The organism is Salmonella sp. A1325, from assembly GCF_056991255.1.
In genome coordinates this window covers 53,732-69,682 of record NZ_JAMLWO010000009.1, presented here as the reverse complement: position 1 = coordinate 69,682, position 15,951 = coordinate 53,732, and the positions used below count along the sequence as shown (strand labels likewise).

Here is a 15,951-nt window from a genome sequence, read left to right as displayed (position 1 = left end):
GTCATACATTAATAAGATCAACTTACTCTATGTCTTTCGCATTACGGCAGACGGGCGTAAGAGAGCAACGCGACCTGGGCTGTAAGCATCATTAACGCCGCAGCAATGCGAAAGACGATGAGCAAAAATAGCGGCTAATCATAGCTCAGCGAGACGCATTTGAGAATGCCGGATTTACATTAGCCGATGTGGGTACGGCTGTAAGCCTCCAGTGCGCCACCGCAAAGCGCAGCAACTCCTCAACAGACATCTCCTGCCACGCTACGACGTCGCGTTGGCCTAAAAAGCGCAATGCCTGGACCAGTACCGGGCGCGGATCGCCTGTCGCAAGCGCAGGGGCATGATTTTGCTTGGAAAGTTTAGCGCCTTGTTCGTTGAGCGCCAGCGGAAGGTGCACGTAGCCTGGCGCACGCCAGCCAAACTGTTTATACAGCGAAAGTTGTCGGACAGTGGGTTCGATTAAATCTGCGCCGCGGACGATCTCCGTCACCCCCTGAAAATGATCGTCGACCACCACGGCCAGATTATAAGCAAACAGTCCGTCGCGGCGGTGGATAATAAAATCTTCGCTCGCCAGCTGTGGGTCAGCCTGGATGTCGCCGCGCAAGGCATCATGGAAACGCATCACCGGATGCTGCTGTTTAATTCTGACGGCGGCATTCTCCGGCCCGTGGTATAACGTCCGGCAATGGCCGTCGTAAATACCGCCCAGACGTTGAATGCGCGAGCGGGGGCAAGTGCAGTAGTAGCTCAGCCCCTGCTCGTGAAGCCAAGCCAGCGCCTCGCGATAAGCCTCATGACGCTGTGATTGCCATAAGACCTCGCCATCCCAGTGCAGGCCGTAATGTTCCAGCTGGCGCAGAATGGTCGCTGCGGCACCGGGAACTTCACGTGGGGGGTCGATATCCTCTATGCGAACGCGCCAAATTCCGCGTTGCGCACGGGCTTGTAGATAGCTGCCGAGGGCGGCGATTAACGAGCCGAAATGCAGTTCGCCGGATGGCGACGGCGCGAAACGGCCAATATAGTGTGAGTCAGTCATGCTGCGGGCAATAAAGAATAAGGCGGGAAAACTCCCGCCTGTCATAAATAGGGTAGAAACGAACGGGATTAACCCGCCATCTGTTTTTCGCGAATTTCAGCCAGCGTTTTGCAGTCGATGCACAGATCGGCTGTTGGACGCGCTTCCAGGCGGCGGATACCAATCTCCACCCCGCAGGACTCGCAATAACCGAAGTCTTCATCTTCCACTTTCTTCAGCGTTTTCTCGATCTTTTTGATCAGTTTGCGCTCACGGTCACGATTACGTAACTCCAGGCTAAACTCCTCTTCCTGCGCGGCGCGATCGACCGGATCGGGGAAGTTGGCGGCTTCGTCCTGCATGTGCGTCACAGTGCGATCGACTTCATCCCGGAGTTGATTACGCCATGCTTCAAGAATACGCTTGAAGTGCGATAGCTGGGCTTCGTTCATATACTCTTCGCCCGGTTTCTCCTGGTACGGCTCCACCCCAGCGATGGCGAGAATACTCAGGGACGATGTTTTACGGTTTTGCCCTTCTTGCATGTTGCTTCTCCTTAACACGCACTATCGATCCCCATGTTCGGGGGAAAATCAGGTCGCTATAAATAGCAGATGCTTTTCCGGATAGCAATTATCTAAACGTAACACTTGACAACCCTGTGAGGAAAAGCGTATTTACGCACGCGGCCAGAATACTTAATAATCAGGCTGTTATTCCACTACAACGTTATGGGTACTGGTTCGTTCAGTTCCATTTTTTGGGCTGAAAGTTCTGCTTTATAAGCTAAAACTTCCACGCCTTTATTCTGAGCCTCGCTCAATAGCTGCGCGTATTTTATATCGATATGACGTGCGGGTGAAAAACGTGTAATGGCGGAGTGCAGCACCGCGAACACCACCACCGCGCGATGACCTGCCGCCGCAACGCCCATCAACTCCCGAAGATGTTTTTGCCCTCGTTCGGTGATGGCGTCGGGAAAATAACCGTTTTCTTTTTCCGCTAACGTGACCGATTTCACTTCAATATAGCAGTCCGGGCGGAAATCTGCCTGTAACATAAAATCTATACGGCTGCGCTCGGCACCATATTTGACTTCACTTTTCAGAATATTGTACCCCGCCAGCGCCGGCAGGCGATTCTCCTGAATCGCTTCTTTCGTTAGCTGGTTCGCCCGCAGCGTATTCACGCAAATGAATGCGCCGGATTGCGTTTCAGTTAATTCCCAGGTATGCGGATATTTGCGTTTAGTATTTTCTGATGTCGAATACCAGACGGTATCGCCTGGCGTGGCGCAGCCGGTCATCGCGCCGGTATTAGGACAGTGCAGCGTAAGCGTCGTACCGTCAGGGGTGATCACATCGGCTAAAAAACGTTTATAGCGCTGAATCAACGTAGCGCGTTGTAAAGGGGGGGAGAATAGCATCGACATTCCTTCATTATTGTTCGCCCAGCGTCCAGCGCTGCAGCTCGTCATAGCGGGTACGGCCTTGCCCATACGAAGAGGCGTAAAGCGCAAACGACGTGACCGGAAATGACCAGCAAAAGCCCGGCGGCGGGATAGCCACCGCATGGCTGGCGTCGCGCAGCAGCGTAATATGCGGGTGAAAAGGCTGCGGGCTTTGGTAACAACCGCTGCGGGCGGCCTGCGCGCGCAGCATATTAGCCAACTGCAACAACCCGCGCGGCGGCTGGCGCATCCCCAGCCACACCACGCGCGAACGCAGCCACTGACCGGCGTCATCCAGATGTAGCGTAAAGCCCGGCTGGCGAATTCGTCCGGCCAGTTGCGCAAGCGCGCGCTGCTTATCGTTACTGACGTCGCCTAAAAAGGCCAGCGTCAGGTGTAGGTTCGCCGCTGCCACGGGGCGTCCGTCTTCAGAGGCAAAATGGGTGGCGCGCCAGGCGATAATTTGCGCGCGCGCGTCGTCGGGTAAGTCAATCGCAAAAAACAGCCGTTTTGGCTCAGACATAGGGATACTCGGTTATGGATTAACACGATGCTACAATGCGGCGCAAAGAAAGTTAACCCCGTGGAGCCGTTTGTGACGTCATTGCCCGTTGCCGCCGTATTGCCTGAATTGTTGACAGCCCTAAAAACCGCGCCGCAGGTTTTGTTGTCCGCGCCTACCGGGGCGGGGAAATCCACCTGGCTGCCGTTGCAACTCCTGCAACAAGGTCCGGTTGCTGGAAAAATTCTCCTGCTTGAACCGCGTCGTCTGGCGGCGCGTAATGTCGCGCAGCGTCTGGCGGAAGCGTTGAATGAAAAGCCTGGCGAAACGGTAGGTTACCGGATGCGCGCGCAAAGCTGCGTGGGGCCGCGTACCCGGCTGGAAGTGGTGACCGAAGGCGTATTGACCAGAATGATTCAGCGCGATCCCGAATTACGCGGCGTGGGGCTGGTGATACTGGATGAATTTCATGAGCGCAGTTTACAGGCGGATTTAGCGTTGGCGCTGTTGCTGGATATCCAGCAAGGGCTCCGTGACGATCTCAGGCTGTTAATCATGTCTGCGACGCTGGATAACGACAGGCTTTGTCAGCGACTGCCTGATGCGCCGACGATCGTCTCGGAGGGACGCGCGTTTCCCGTGGAGCGACGTTATCAGCCGCTTGCGGCGCATTTGCGTTTTGATGAAGCCGTCGCGATGGCGACAGCGGAACTGCTGCGCAATGAAAACGGTTCGCTGCTGCTATTTTTACCTGGCGTAGGCGAAATACAGCGCGTTCATGAACATCTGGCGTCGCGGGTAGGGAGCGATGTCCTGCTTTGTCCGCTGTATGGCGCATTGTCTCTGGAAGCGCAACGCAAAGCGATTGTTCCCGCCCCCGCCGGGATGCGTAAAGTGGTGTTGGCGACTAACATTGCCGAAACCAGTTTGACGATTGAAGGGATTCGTCTGGTCGTCGATAGCGCTCAGGAGCGCGTGGCGCGATTCGACGCGCGAACGGGACTGACGCGGCTGGTTACGCAGCGTATCAGTCAGGCATCAATGACGCAGCGCGCGGGGCGCGCCGGACGACTGGCGCCGGGAATCTGTTTACATCTGCTGGCCAAAGAACAGGCGGAGCGGGCGGCGGCGCAAAGCGATCCGGAAATCTTACACAGCGACCTCTCCGGTTTGTTGATGGAAGTGTTGCAGTGGGGATGTCACGATCCGGCATCGCTTTTCTGGCTGGACAGGCCGCCGGAGGTGAATCTTCAGGCCGCCCGCCGTTTATTATTGATGTTAGGCGCGCTGGAGGGCGAGCGGTTAAGCGCGCGCGGGCAGAAAATGGCGGCAACAGGTAACGATCCGCGCCTGGCGGCGATGTTAGTCAACGCCGGCGAGGGCGATAGTGCCGCCACCGCCGCCATGCTCGCGGCCATCCTTGAGGACCCGCCGCGCGGCGGTGGTACGGATTTAAGCGGGCTATTTTCGCGGCGACAGCCGGGCTGGCAGCAGCGTAGCCAGCAGCTTTTAAAACGGCTGCAGGTGCGTAATGGCGAGCCGGATAGCGCGCTTATTATGCCGCTGTTGGCCAGAGCGTTTAGCGACCGCATCGCGCGGCGTCGTGGTCAGGAAGGGCGCTATCAGTTAGCCAATGGTATGGGCGCGATGCTAGATGCGGATGACGCGTTGGGACGTCATGAATGGCTGATCGCGCCGCTGTTACTGCAAGGTAGCGCCTCGCCGGACGCCCGAATATTGTTGGCGCAGCCGCTGGATATTGCCTCGCTGATTCAGGCGTGTCCTGATTTACTGCGTCAGTCTGACACCGTTGAATGGGACGAGGCGCAGGGAACGTTGAAAGCGTGGCGCAGAATGCGTATTGGACAGTTGACGGTTAACGTTCAGCCACTGGCGAAGCCGTCTGAAGAGGAGCTTCATCAGGCGATGCTGAACGGCATCCGCGATAAAGGTCTGGCCGTCCTTAACTGGACGCCGGAAGCGGAGCAGTTCCGTCTGCGTCTACACTGTGCGGCGAAATGGCTGCCGGAATATGACTGGCCTGCCGTGGATGAGGCGTCGCTGCTGGCGACTCTGGAAAACTGGTTGCTGCCGCACATGACAGGCGTACAGTCGTTACGGAGTCTGAAATCTCTGAATGTGGCTCAGGCGTTACGGGGACTGCTTGACTATGCCATGCTGCAACGTCTGGATAGTGAACTGCCTGGGCATTACACTGTGCCGACGGGAAGCCGAATAACGATTCGTTATCATGAAGATAACCCGCCCGCACTGGCGGTCAGAATGCAGGAAATGTTTGGCGAAGCGAAGACCCCAACCATCGCTCAGGGCCGCGTGCCGCTGGTGCTGGAACTGCTTTCGCCAGCGCAGCGACCGCTACAGATTACGCGCGATTTAAGCGCTTTCTGGCAGGGGGCGTATCGCGAAGTGCAAAAAGAGATGAAGGGCCGTTACCCCAAACATGTCTGGCCGGACGATCCGGCGAATACCGCCCCAACGCGGCGCACGAAGAAGTATTCGTAATGTAACTGTAGGCCGGATAAGGCGTTATGCCGCATCCGGCGAAAGAGCGGTAATAATTGAGAGATTTCTTCTTCTGTCGTCTGGCTGAAGAATAGAGAATCGGGCCTTTGCGCCTGTATGTTGCGGAGAAAAAGCATGGCGGGGAATGACCGCGAGCCGATTGGACGTAAGGGGAAACCGTCACGTCCTGTGAAACAAAAGGTGAGCCGTCGTCGGCAGCATGACGACGATTATGATGATGACTATGAGGATGAAGAACCGATGCCGCGTAAAGGTAAGGGCAAAGGGCGTAAGCCTCGTGGCAAGCGCGGCTGGCTGTGGTTATTGCTAAAACTGTTTATCGTTTTTGTGGTGCTGTTCGCCATTTACGGCGTCTATCTGGATCAAAAAATCCGCAGCCGTATTGATGGCAAGGTCTGGCAGCTTCCGGCGGCGGTATATGGCCGGATGGTGAACCTTGAGCCAGACATGCCTGTCAGCAAAAACGAGATGGTGAAATTGCTGGAAGCGACGCAGTATCGTCTGGTGACGAAGATGACCCGTCCCGGCGAATTTACCGTGCAGGCCAATAGCATTGAGATGATCCGTCGTCCGTTTGACTTCCCGGACAGCAAAGAAGGGCAGGTGCGCGCGCGGCTGACGTTCAGTGACGGGCGTCTGGAAACCATCGTCAATCTGGATAACAACCGCCAGTTTGGCTTCTTCCGTCTCGATCCGCGGCTTATCACCATGCTTTCTTCGCCAAATGGCGAGCAGCGTTTATTCGTCCCGCGCAGTGGTTTCCCGGATCTGCTGGTCGATACGCTGTTGGCGACGGAAGACCGTCATTTCTATGAGCATGATGGCATTAGTCTTTACTCTATCGGGCGTGCGGTACTGGCCAACCTGACGGCGGGACGTACGGTGCAGGGGGCCAGTACGCTGACCCAGCAGCTGGTGAAGAACCTGTTCCTCTCCAGCGAAAGATCATACTGGCGTAAAGCGAATGAAGCCTACATGGCGCTGATCATGGATGCCCGTTACAGTAAAGATCGTATTCTTGAGCTGTACATGAATGAGGTCTACCTCGGTCAAAGCGGGGACAATGAAATTCGCGGTTTTCCTCTGGCGAGCCTGTATTACTTTGGTCGTCCGGTAGAGGAACTGAGCCTCGATCAGCAGGCGTTACTGGTGGGGATGGTAAAAGGGGCGTCGATTTATAACCCGTGGCGCAACCCGAAACTGGCGCTGGAGCGTCGTAACCTGGTGTTACGCCTGTTACAGCAGCAGAAAATCATCGATCAGGAACTCTATGACATGCTGAGCGCGCGTCCGCTTGGCGTACAGCCGCGCGGCGGCGTTATTTCACCGCAGCCAGCGTTTATGCAGATGGTTCGTCAGGAACTGCAGGCGAAGCTGGGGGATAAAATTAAAGATCTCTCCGGCGTGAAGATCTTCACCACCTTTGACTCCGTGGCGCAGGATGCCGCAGAAAAAGCCGTTGTCGAAGGCATTCCGGCGTTGAAGAAGCAGCGTAAATTGAGCGATCTGGAAACCGCGATGGTGGTAGTGGATCGCTTTAGCGGCGAGGTGCGCGCGATGGTTGGCGGGGCGGAGCCGCAGTATGCCGGCTATAACCGTGCCATGCAGGCGCGCCGTTCCATCGGGTCGCTGGCGAAACCGGCGACCTATCTGACCGCGTTAAGTCAGCCGAACTTATACCGTCTGAACACCTGGATTGCCGATGCGCCGATTTCTCTGCGCCAGCCGAATGGTCAGGTCTGGTCGCCGCAGAACGACGATCGTCGCTACAGCGAAAGCGGGAAAGTGATGCTGGTGGATGCGTTAACTCGCTCAATGAACGTACCGACGGTCAATCTGGGGATGGCGTTAGGTTTACCGGCGGTAACCGATACCTGGACGAAGCTCGGCGTGCCGAAAGATCAGCTCAATCCGGTTCCGGCGATGCTGTTAGGGGCGCTGAACCTGACGCCGATCGAAGTGGCGCAGGCGTTCCAGACTATCGCCAGCGGCGGAAATCGCGCGCCGTTATCAGCGCTGCGTTCGGTTATTGCGGAAGATGGTAAGGTGCTGTACCAAAGTTATCCGCAAGCTGAACGCGCCGTACCGGCACAGGCGGCTTACCTGACGCTCTGGACAATGCAGCAGGTCGTCCAGCGTGGTACGGGGCGTCAGCTTGGCGCGAAATATCCGGGTCTACATCTGGCGGGTAAAACCGGGACGACAAACAACAATGTCGATACCTGGTTTGCCGGGATTGACGGCAGCCAGGTGACTATCACCTGGGTAGGCCGTGATAACAACCAGCCGACGAAATTGTACGGTGCCAGCGGCGCGATGGCGATTTACCAGCGCTATCTGGCGAACCAGACGCCGACGCCTTTAGTTCTGACGCCGCCGGAAGATGTGGTGGATATGGGCGTTGATTACGACGGTAATTTTGTCTGTAGCGGCGGTATGCGCACTCTGCCGGTCTGGACGGACGATCCAAATACGCTGTGCCAGCAGGGCGAGATGATGCAGCAGCAACAGCAGCCGTCAGGCAATCCGTTCGATCAGTCGTCTCAGCCGCAGCAGCCTGCGCAGCAACAGCCGCCGAAAGAAGAGAAGAGCGACGGCGTTGCCGGCTGGATTAAGGAGATGTTCGGCGGCAATTAATCACGGTAATAGTGCCGGGTGGCGCTGTGCTTACCCGGTCTACACCGTTACGACCCCATTATGTGCGACGTAGGCCGAATAAGACGCTTACGTCGCCATCCGGCAAATCCTCCATAAATAACATTTCAGTCTAATTTATTAACCCTTCCTTTTCATCTGGTTATTTCTTAACCCCTTAGTTTTCGTAGGGCCGCGTATCGCTTGCCATTGCGACGATATTTCGCCTATCATGCTGCGGTTATAATAATAATTATCGTTTACGTTATCATTCACTTTCATCAGAGATATACCAATGGCGCGTCTTAAAACTGCTCAGCCAAACTCCTCACTGCGTAAAATCGCAGTTGTAGTAGCCACAGCGGTTAGCGGCATGTCTGTCTATGCACAGGCGGCGGTTCAACCGAAAGAAGAAACCATTACCGTAACCGCAGCGCCTGCCGCGCAGGAAAGTGCCTGGGGACCGGCTCCGACCATCGCCGCGAAGCGTTCCGCCACTACCACCAAAACTGATACACCTATCGAAAAAACGCCACAGTCGGTTTCGGTGGTCACTAACGAAGAGATGCAGATGCATCAATTCCAGTCAGTAAAAGAAGCGTTGGGTTACACGCCGGGCGTAACGGTAAGCAGTCGCGGCGCTTCCAATACCTATGACTTCGTGATTATCCGTGGCTTCTCTTCCGTCGGCCTGAGCCAGAACAACTATCTGGATGGCCTGAAATTGCAGGGGAACTTCTACAACGATGCGGTTATTGATCCCTACATGCTTGAGCGTGTTGAGTTGATGCGTGGCCCAACGTCCGTTCTCTACGGTAAGAGCAACCCGGGTGGTATCATTTCGATGGTTAGCAAGCGGCCGACTACTGAGCCGCTGAAAGAAATTCAATTCAAAATGGGGACGGACAATTTGTTCCAGACCGGTTTTGATTTTAGTGATTCCCTGGATGACAACGGTGAGTTCTCATATCGTCTGACGGGACTGGCGCGTTCGACAAACGAACAGCAAAAGAGCTCTGAGTCGCAGCGCTATGCGATTGCGCCCTCTTTTACCTGGCGTCCGGATGAGAAAACGAATTTTACGTTCCTTTCTTATTTCCAGAACGAACCAGAGACCGGCTACTACGGCTGGCTGCCGAAAGAGGGAACGGTTGAACCGTTACCGAATGGTAAACGTCTGCCAACGGATTTCAACGAAGGGGCGTCAAACAACACCTATTCTCGTAACGAGAAAATGGTGGGATACAGTTTCGAGCATGGCTTCAACGACACTTTTACCGTGCGCCAGAATTTACGTTTTGTCGAAATGAAAACCGCGCAAAAAAGCGTCTATGGCACGGGGATTGCGGCGGACGGCCATACGCTTAACCGCGGTACTATCGTTGACAACGAGCGTTTACAGAATTTCAGCGTAGATACACAACTGCAAAGTAAATTCGCGACCGGCGATATTGATCATACGTTGCTGACGGGTGTCGATTTCATGCGTATGCGTAATGATATTAACGCGACGTTTGGTAGCGCGCCGTCAATCGATCTCTATAACAATTACCATCCTGAATACTTTGCTTTCGGCGGCGCTGAGCCGTACCAGATGAACGAAAGTAAACAAACAGGCCTCTATGTTCAGGATCAGGCGGAATGGAATAAGTGGGTATTTACTCTCGGCGGCCGCTATGACTGGTCTAAACAAGCGACAACGGTGCGTCAGAATTCCACTACGCCGACAGAAGGATATATTGAACGTAATGACCACCAGTTCACCTGGCGCGGTGGCGTAAACTACGTATTCGATAATGGAATTTCACCTTACTTCAGCTATAGCCAATCTTTCGAGCCAAGCGCCTTCGATTTGTGGAGCACCCCACGCGTTTCTTACAAGCCGTCAAAAGGCGAGCAATATGAAGCAGGGGTGAAATATGTACCGAAAGACATGCCGGTTGTTGTTACGGGTGCCGTTTATCAGCTGACCAAAACCAATAACCTGACCGCCGATCCAACCAACCCATTAGCGCAGGTGCCGGCAGGCGAAATTCGTGCGCGAGGTGTAGAGCTGGAAGCCAAAGCAGCATTGACGGCTAACATCAATATGACGGCGTCTTACACTTATACTGATGCTGAATACACGAAAGACACTAATCTGAAAGGGAATACGCCAGAGCAGGTGCCTGAACATATGGCGTCGTTGTGGGGCGATTACACCTTCAACGACGGTCCGTTGTCAGGTTTAACGCTGGGAACAGGCGGTCGTTTTATTGGTTCCAGTTACGGCGATCCGGCCAATAGCTTCAAGGTAGGCAGCGCAGCGGTGATGGATGCGGTCGTCAAGTACGATCTGGCGCGTTTTGGTATGGCGGGCTCCAGCATTGCGGTTAACGTTAATAATCTGCTCGACCGCGAATACGTCGCCAGCTGCTTCCAGACCTACGGCTGTTTCTGGGGCGCAGAACGTCAGGTCGTTGCAACGGCAACCTTCCGTTTCTAATTTCTTTTTGGGCACGGCTTGCCGTGCCCGTTTTACAAGTTGGCTGCGATGCAGGAAAACCACATTCATTCCGATACCACCTTTGCGCTGCGAAGCGTCGCCTTTCGTGTGCCGGGCCGCACGCTTTTACACCCTCTCTCGTTAACGTTTCCCGCAGGTCGCGTCACCGGACTTATCGGCCATAATGGTTCCGGTAAATCCACGCTGTTAAAAATGCTGGGCCGCCATCAGCCGCCTTCCGAAGGGGATATTCTGCTCGACAATCAGCCGCTGGCGAGCTGGAGCAGCAAGGCGTTTGCCCGCAAAGTTGCCTATCTGCCTCAACAATTGCCGCAGGCGGAAGGAATGACGGTGCGCGAACTGGTAGCGATTGGCCGCTATCCGTGGCACGGCGCGCTGGGGCGCTTTGGCGTCGCGGACCGGGAAAAAGTAGACGAGGCGATTACGCTGGTCGGCTTAAAACCGCTGGCGCATCGTCTGGTAGACAGTCTTTCCGGCGGCGAGCGCCAGCGCGCGTGGATTGCCATGCTGGTCGCGCAGGACAGCCGTTGTCTGCTGCTGGATGAGCCGACGTCAGCGCTGGATATCGCCCATCAGGTTGACGTGCTGGCGCTGGTGCATCGTTTAAGCCAGCAGCGCGGGCTGACGGTGGTTGCGGTGCTGCACGATATCAACATGGCGGCCCGCTACTGTGATTATTTAGTCGCGCTACGCGGCGGTGAAATGATTGCGCAAGGAACGCCTGCGGAACTGATGCGCAGTGACACGCTGGAGCAGATTTACGGTATCCCGATGGGTATCCTTCCGCATCCAGCGGGCGCGGCACCTGTGAGTTTTGTGTATTAATGCGTGATTTATATCCTCTTACTCGCCGCCGTTTATTAACGGCGATGGCGCTCTCGCCGCTGCTGTGGCAAATGAATACGGCGCAGGCTGCCGCTATCGATCCCCGCCGGATTGTGGCGCTGGAGTGGCTGCCGGTTGAGCTGCTGCTGGCGCTCGGTATTACGCCTTATGGCGTGGCGGACGTGCCAAATTATAAGCTGTGGGTTAGCGAACCGCCGTTGCCGGATTCGGTGATTGATGTGGGTCTTCGCACTGAACCCAATCTCGAACTGCTGACAGAGATGAAGCCGTCGTTTATGGTCTGGTCGGCAGGGTACGGACCCTCGCCGGAGAAACTGGCGCGGATCGCGCCGGGGCGCGGGTTTAATTTTAGCGACGGCAAAAAGCCGCTGGCGGTGGCCCGACGCTCGCTGGTTGAACTGGCGCAGACGCTGAATCTGGAAACTGCGGCAGAAAAACATCTGGCGCAATACGATCGCTTCATCGCCAGCCAGAAGCCGCACTTTATCCGCCGTGGGGGGCGTCCGTTACTGATGACGACGCTTATCGATCCGCGGCATATGCTGGTGCTCGGCCCGAATTGCCTGTTCCAGGAGGTGCTGGACGAGTATGGCATTGTCAATGCCTGGCAGGGTGAAACCAACTTTTGGGGCAGTACGGCGGTCAGCATCGATCGGCTGGCGATGTATAAAGAAGCGGATGTGATCTGCTTCGATCACGGGAATAGCACCGATATGAACGCGCTGATGGCAACGCCGCTGTGGCAGGCCATGCCGTTTGTCCGCGCCGGGCGCTTTCACCGGGTGCCCGCCGTTTGGTTCTATGGCGCGACCCTCTCCACGATGCATTTTGTCCGCATCCTGGATAACGTGTTGGGAGGCAAAGCGTGAGCAGAAAACGTGAAATGCCGGAGGGCGGCGCGAAAAGCGCCTTATCCGACCTACGGTTCGGGCGCTTTGTAGGCCGGATAAGGCGAAGCCGCCATCCGGCGTTGCTGTTATTGGCGCTGTTTGTTGCCGCCTGCTGGCTGACATGGGTTAACTTCTCCGTTGCGCTACCGCGCAGCCAGTGGCAACAGGCTATCTGGTCACCGGATATCGACATCATTGAGCAGATGATTTTTCATTACAGCCTGCTGCCAAGACTGGCGATTTCGCTGCTGGTGGGCGCGGGGCTTGGGCTGGTAGGCGTCCTGTTCCAGCAAGTATTGCGTAACCCGCTGGCGGAACCGACCACGCTGGGCGTGGCGACCGGCGCGCAATTGGGGATCACGGTGACTACGCTATGGGCGATTCCCGGCGCGCTGGCGACGCAGTTTGCCGCCCTGACGGGAGCCTGTATCGTCGGCGCGCTGGTGTTCGGCGTGGCGTGGGGCAAACGTCTGTCGCCAGTGACCCTGATCCTCGCCGGGCTGGTGGTCAGCCTCTATTGTGGGGCTATCAACCAGCTATTGGTGATTTTCCACCACGATCAGTTGCAAAGCATGTTTTTATGGAGCACCGGAACGCTGACGCAAACCGACTGGAGCGGCGTGCAGCGTCTGTGGCCGCAGTTGCTGGGCGGTGTGATGCTCACGTTATTGTTGTTACGTCCTATGACGCTGATGGGGCTGGATGACGGCGTTGCGCGTAATCTGGGTCTGGCGCTGTCGTTAGCGCGTCTGGCGGCGCTGTCGCTGGCGATTGTGTTGAGCGCGCTGCTGGTCAACGCGGTGGGCATTATCGGTTTTATCGGCCTGTTTGCGCCGCTGCTGGCGAAAATGCTTGGCGCAAGACGTCTGCTGGCGCGCCTGATGCTGGCGCCGCTCATTGGGGCGCTTATTTTGTGGCTATCCGATCAGATTATCCTTTGGCTCACCCGCGTATGGATGGAAGTTTCCACCGGTTCAGTGACGGCGCTAATCGGCGCGCCGCTGCTCCTGTGGCTGCTGCCGCGGCTTAAAAGCATGAGCGCGCCGGATATGAACGCCAGCGATCGTGTGGCGGCGGAACGTCGGCATGTCCTCGCTTTTGCCGTTGCCGGTGGCGCGCTCCTGCTACTGGCAACATGGGTCGCGCTCTCTTTTGGTCGCGACGCGCACGGCTGGACGTGGGCGAGCGGAACGCTGCTTGAGGAACTGATGCCGTGGCGCTGGCCGCGGATACTGGCGGCGTTAATGGCGGGCGTCATGCTGGCGGTGGCGGGCTGCATTATTCAGCGTCTGACCGGTAATCCAATGGCCAGTCCGGAAGTGCTGGGGATCAGTTCCGGAGCCGCGTTTGGCGTGGTGTTGATGCTGTTTTTGGTGCCGGGGAATGCCTTCGGTTGGCTACTGCCCGCCGGAAGCCTGGGCGCGGCGGCGACACTGCTGATTATTATGTTAGCCGCCGGACGCGGCGGTTTCTCGCCACAACGGATGTTGCTGGCGGGGATGGCGCTCAGCACCGCGTTTACCATGCTGCTAATGATGCTCCAGGCGAGCGGCGACCCGCGGATGGCGGAAGTGTTGACCTGGATCGCAGGATCTACCTATAACGCCACTGGCGGGCAGGTTACGCGAACCGCGATCGTGATGGTGATTTTGCTGGCAATTGTGCCGTTGTGTCGCCGCTGGTTAACGATTTTGCCACTGGGCGGCGATGCCGCGCGCGCGGTGGGCATGGCGCTTACGCCGTCGCGTATCGCGCTGCTGGCGTTGGCGGCTTGTTTGACGGCAACTGCGACGATGACCATTGGGCCGCTGAGTTTCGTTGGACTGATGGCGCCGCATATTGCGCGGATGCTCGGTTTTCGCCGGACGATGCCGCATATGGTCATCTCGGCGCTGGCAGGGGGCGTTTTACTGGTCTTTGCCGACTGGTGCGGCAGGATGGCGCTATTTCCGTATCAGATCCCGGCGGGACTGCTTTCAAGCTTTATTGGCGCGCCGTACTTTATCTATTTGCTACGTAAACAGAGCCGCTGAGTTTGCCGGATGGCGGCATAAATGCCTTATCCGGCCTACGGCGTAGAATGTAGGCCGGGTAATCGTCACCCGGCAATTCATCCTTTACAATTTCGCAAACACCCGACGTGCGGCGTCAATGGTATTATTAATGTCGTCCATGCTGTGTGCGACCGACATAAAACCCGCTTCAAACGCCGATGGCGCCAGATACACGCCTTCCTCCAGCATCAGGTGGAAGAAACGCTTAAAGCGTTCAACGTCGCACGCCATCACGTCCTGATAGCAGGTTACGCTCTCAGCGTCGGTGAAGAAAATCCCGAACATGCCGCCGACATGGTTGACGACCAGTGGGATCCCCGCTTCCTGCGCCGCTTCGCACAGCCCTTCCGCCAGACGGGTGGTGAGCTCATCCAGCGTTTCATGAATGCCGGGCTGGGCGACTTCATTCAGGCAGGCGAAACCGGCCGCCATCGCAATCGGGTTGCCGGAAAGGGTGCCCGCCTGGTAAACCGGGCCCGTTGGCGCCAGCGCATCCATTACATCGCGACGACCGCCAAACGCGCCTACCGGCATCCCGCCGCCGATGATTTTACCCAGACAGGTCAGGTCCGGCACGACGCCGTAGTAATCCTGGGCTCCGGCCAGCGCTACGCGAAAACCGGTCATCACTTCGTCGATAATCAGCAGCGCGCCGAACTCATCGCACAAGGCGCGCAGACCTGGCAGGAATTCCGGCAGCGGCGGGACGCAGTTCATATTGCCCGCCACCGGCTCGACGATGATACAGGCGATTTCCTGCGGATATTGTTCAAACGCCGCGCGCACTGACGCCAGATCGTTATAAGTGCAGGTCAGCGTATGTTTCGCGAAATCTGCCGGCACGCCCGGTGAGTTCGGCTGACCGAGCGTCAGCGCGCCAGAACCGGCTTTGACCAGCAGACAGTCTGCGTGGCCGTGGTAGCAGCCTTCGAATTTGATAATCTTATCGCGGCCAGTAAAACCACGCGCCAGGCGAATAGCGCTCATCGTCGCTTCGGTACCGGAGTTCACCATGCGCACCATGTCCATGGTCGGCACCAGGTTGGTGACCAGTTCCGCCATTTTCACTTCCATTTCGGTTGGCGCGCCGAAGCTTAAACCGCGCTCCGCAGCTTCGATCACCGCATTGCGGATAGCCGGGTGGTTATGCCCCAGTACCATTGGCCCCCAGGAACCGACATAGTCGATATACGCTTTGCCATCGACATCGTACAGATACGCGCCGTCCGCTTTTTCGATAAACAGCGGGGTGCCGCCCACGCCAGTGAAGGCGCGAACAGGGGAGTTCACACCGCCGGGGATCAGCTCGCGGGCCGCGCTATAGAGATTTTCAGACTTACTCATGGAAAGATTCCTGGTTCGTAGAAAAAGTGAATACCCGCTATTCTAAGTTATTCAGAGAAGGTTATGAAAGTTTTACGCATTTGAAACAATACGATTTGCAGGGGATTTTCACGGCGTTGGCGAGTAGAATGCCGACTTTAGATTTGTATTACCAATTAAT

Annotated in this window: 11 protein-coding genes; 6 read left to right on the top strand and 5 right to left on the bottom strand. The window is 56.5% G+C overall.

The window, feature by feature from the left end; genetic code table 11:
- Positions 1-145: 145 nt before the first annotated feature.
- The 4 genes from gluQRS to thpR all read right to left on the bottom strand — a co-directional run bounded on the left by gluQRS (position 146) and on the right by thpR (position 2,994).
- Positions 146-1,042, bottom strand: a complete 897-nt coding sequence (gene gluQRS, locus NAZ64_RS16910; protein ID WP_023206079.1) for a tRNA glutamyl-Q(34) synthetase GluQRS — start codon at positions 1,040-1,042, stop codon at positions 146-148.
- 68 nt (positions 1,043-1,110) lie between these two features.
- The gene (gene dksA / locus NAZ64_RS16905; protein WP_001155232.1) at positions 1,111-1,566 is read right to left on the bottom strand and encodes an RNA polymerase-binding protein DksA; all 456 of its coding nucleotides are present in this window, start codon (positions 1,564-1,566) and stop codon (positions 1,111-1,113) included.
- A gap of 176 nt (positions 1,567-1,742) precedes the next feature.
- Positions 1,743-2,447 carry a DNA/RNA nuclease SfsA gene (sfsA, locus tag NAZ64_RS16900; RefSeq protein WP_000899412.1) on the bottom strand — a complete coding sequence of 235 codons (705 nt, stop codon included), beginning with the start codon at positions 2,445-2,447 and terminating at the stop codon, positions 1,743-1,745.
- A 13-nt stretch (positions 2,448-2,460) separates the two neighbouring features.
- Positions 2,461-2,994: an RNA 2',3'-cyclic phosphodiesterase gene (thpR, locus tag NAZ64_RS16895; protein ID WP_023225513.1), complete on the bottom strand. Its 534-nt coding sequence runs from the start codon at positions 2,992-2,994 to the stop codon at positions 2,461-2,463.
- A gap of 72 nt (positions 2,995-3,066) precedes the next feature.
- Here thpR and hrpB point away from each other — a divergent pair, with 72 nt between their 5' ends.
- From hrpB to fhuB, 6 genes are all read left to right on the top strand, one after another.
- A complete protein-coding gene (hrpB, locus tag NAZ64_RS16890) occupies positions 3,067-5,496 on the top strand; it encodes an ATP-dependent helicase HrpB (RefSeq protein ID WP_483640999.1) in 2,430 nt (809 codons plus the stop codon).
- A gap of 135 nt (positions 5,497-5,631) precedes the next feature.
- Positions 5,632-8,154 (top strand): bifunctional glycosyl transferase/transpeptidase, encoded by a 2,523-nt coding sequence (mrcB, locus tag NAZ64_RS16885; protein ID WP_000918127.1) that lies wholly within the window; start codon positions 5,632-5,634, stop codon positions 8,152-8,154.
- 292 nt (positions 8,155-8,446) lie between these two features.
- Positions 8,447-10,636, top strand: coding sequence for a ferrichrome porin FhuA (fhuA, locus tag NAZ64_RS16880; protein WP_115286328.1), 2,190 nt, complete (start codon positions 8,447-8,449; stop codon positions 10,634-10,636).
- Between the two features lie 48 nt (positions 10,637-10,684).
- Positions 10,685-11,482, top strand: coding sequence for a Fe3+-hydroxamate ABC transporter ATP-binding protein FhuC (gene fhuC / locus NAZ64_RS16875; RefSeq protein WP_001157204.1), 798 nt, complete (start codon positions 10,685-10,687; stop codon positions 11,480-11,482).
- Entirely contained in the window at positions 11,482-12,372 is an 891-nt protein-coding gene (gene fhuD, locus NAZ64_RS16870) for a Fe(3+)-hydroxamate ABC transporter substrate-binding protein FhuD (protein ID WP_001602130.1), read from the top strand. The genes fhuC and fhuD overlap by 1 nt, the downstream gene beginning before the upstream one ends.
- A 14-nt stretch (positions 12,373-12,386) precedes the next feature.
- Positions 12,387-14,426, top strand: a complete 2,040-nt coding sequence (gene fhuB, locus NAZ64_RS16865) for a Fe(3+)-hydroxamate ABC transporter permease FhuB (protein ID WP_023230320.1) — start codon at positions 12,387-12,389, stop codon at positions 14,424-14,426.
- Positions 14,427-14,510: 84 nt separating this feature from the next.
- Here the strand turns inward: fhuB and hemL are convergent, their stop codons facing one another.
- Positions 14,511-15,791, bottom strand: a complete 1,281-nt coding sequence (gene hemL / locus NAZ64_RS16860; protein WP_001602163.1) for a glutamate-1-semialdehyde 2,1-aminomutase — start codon at positions 15,789-15,791, stop codon at positions 14,511-14,513.
- Positions 15,792-15,951 lie beyond the last annotated feature (160 nt).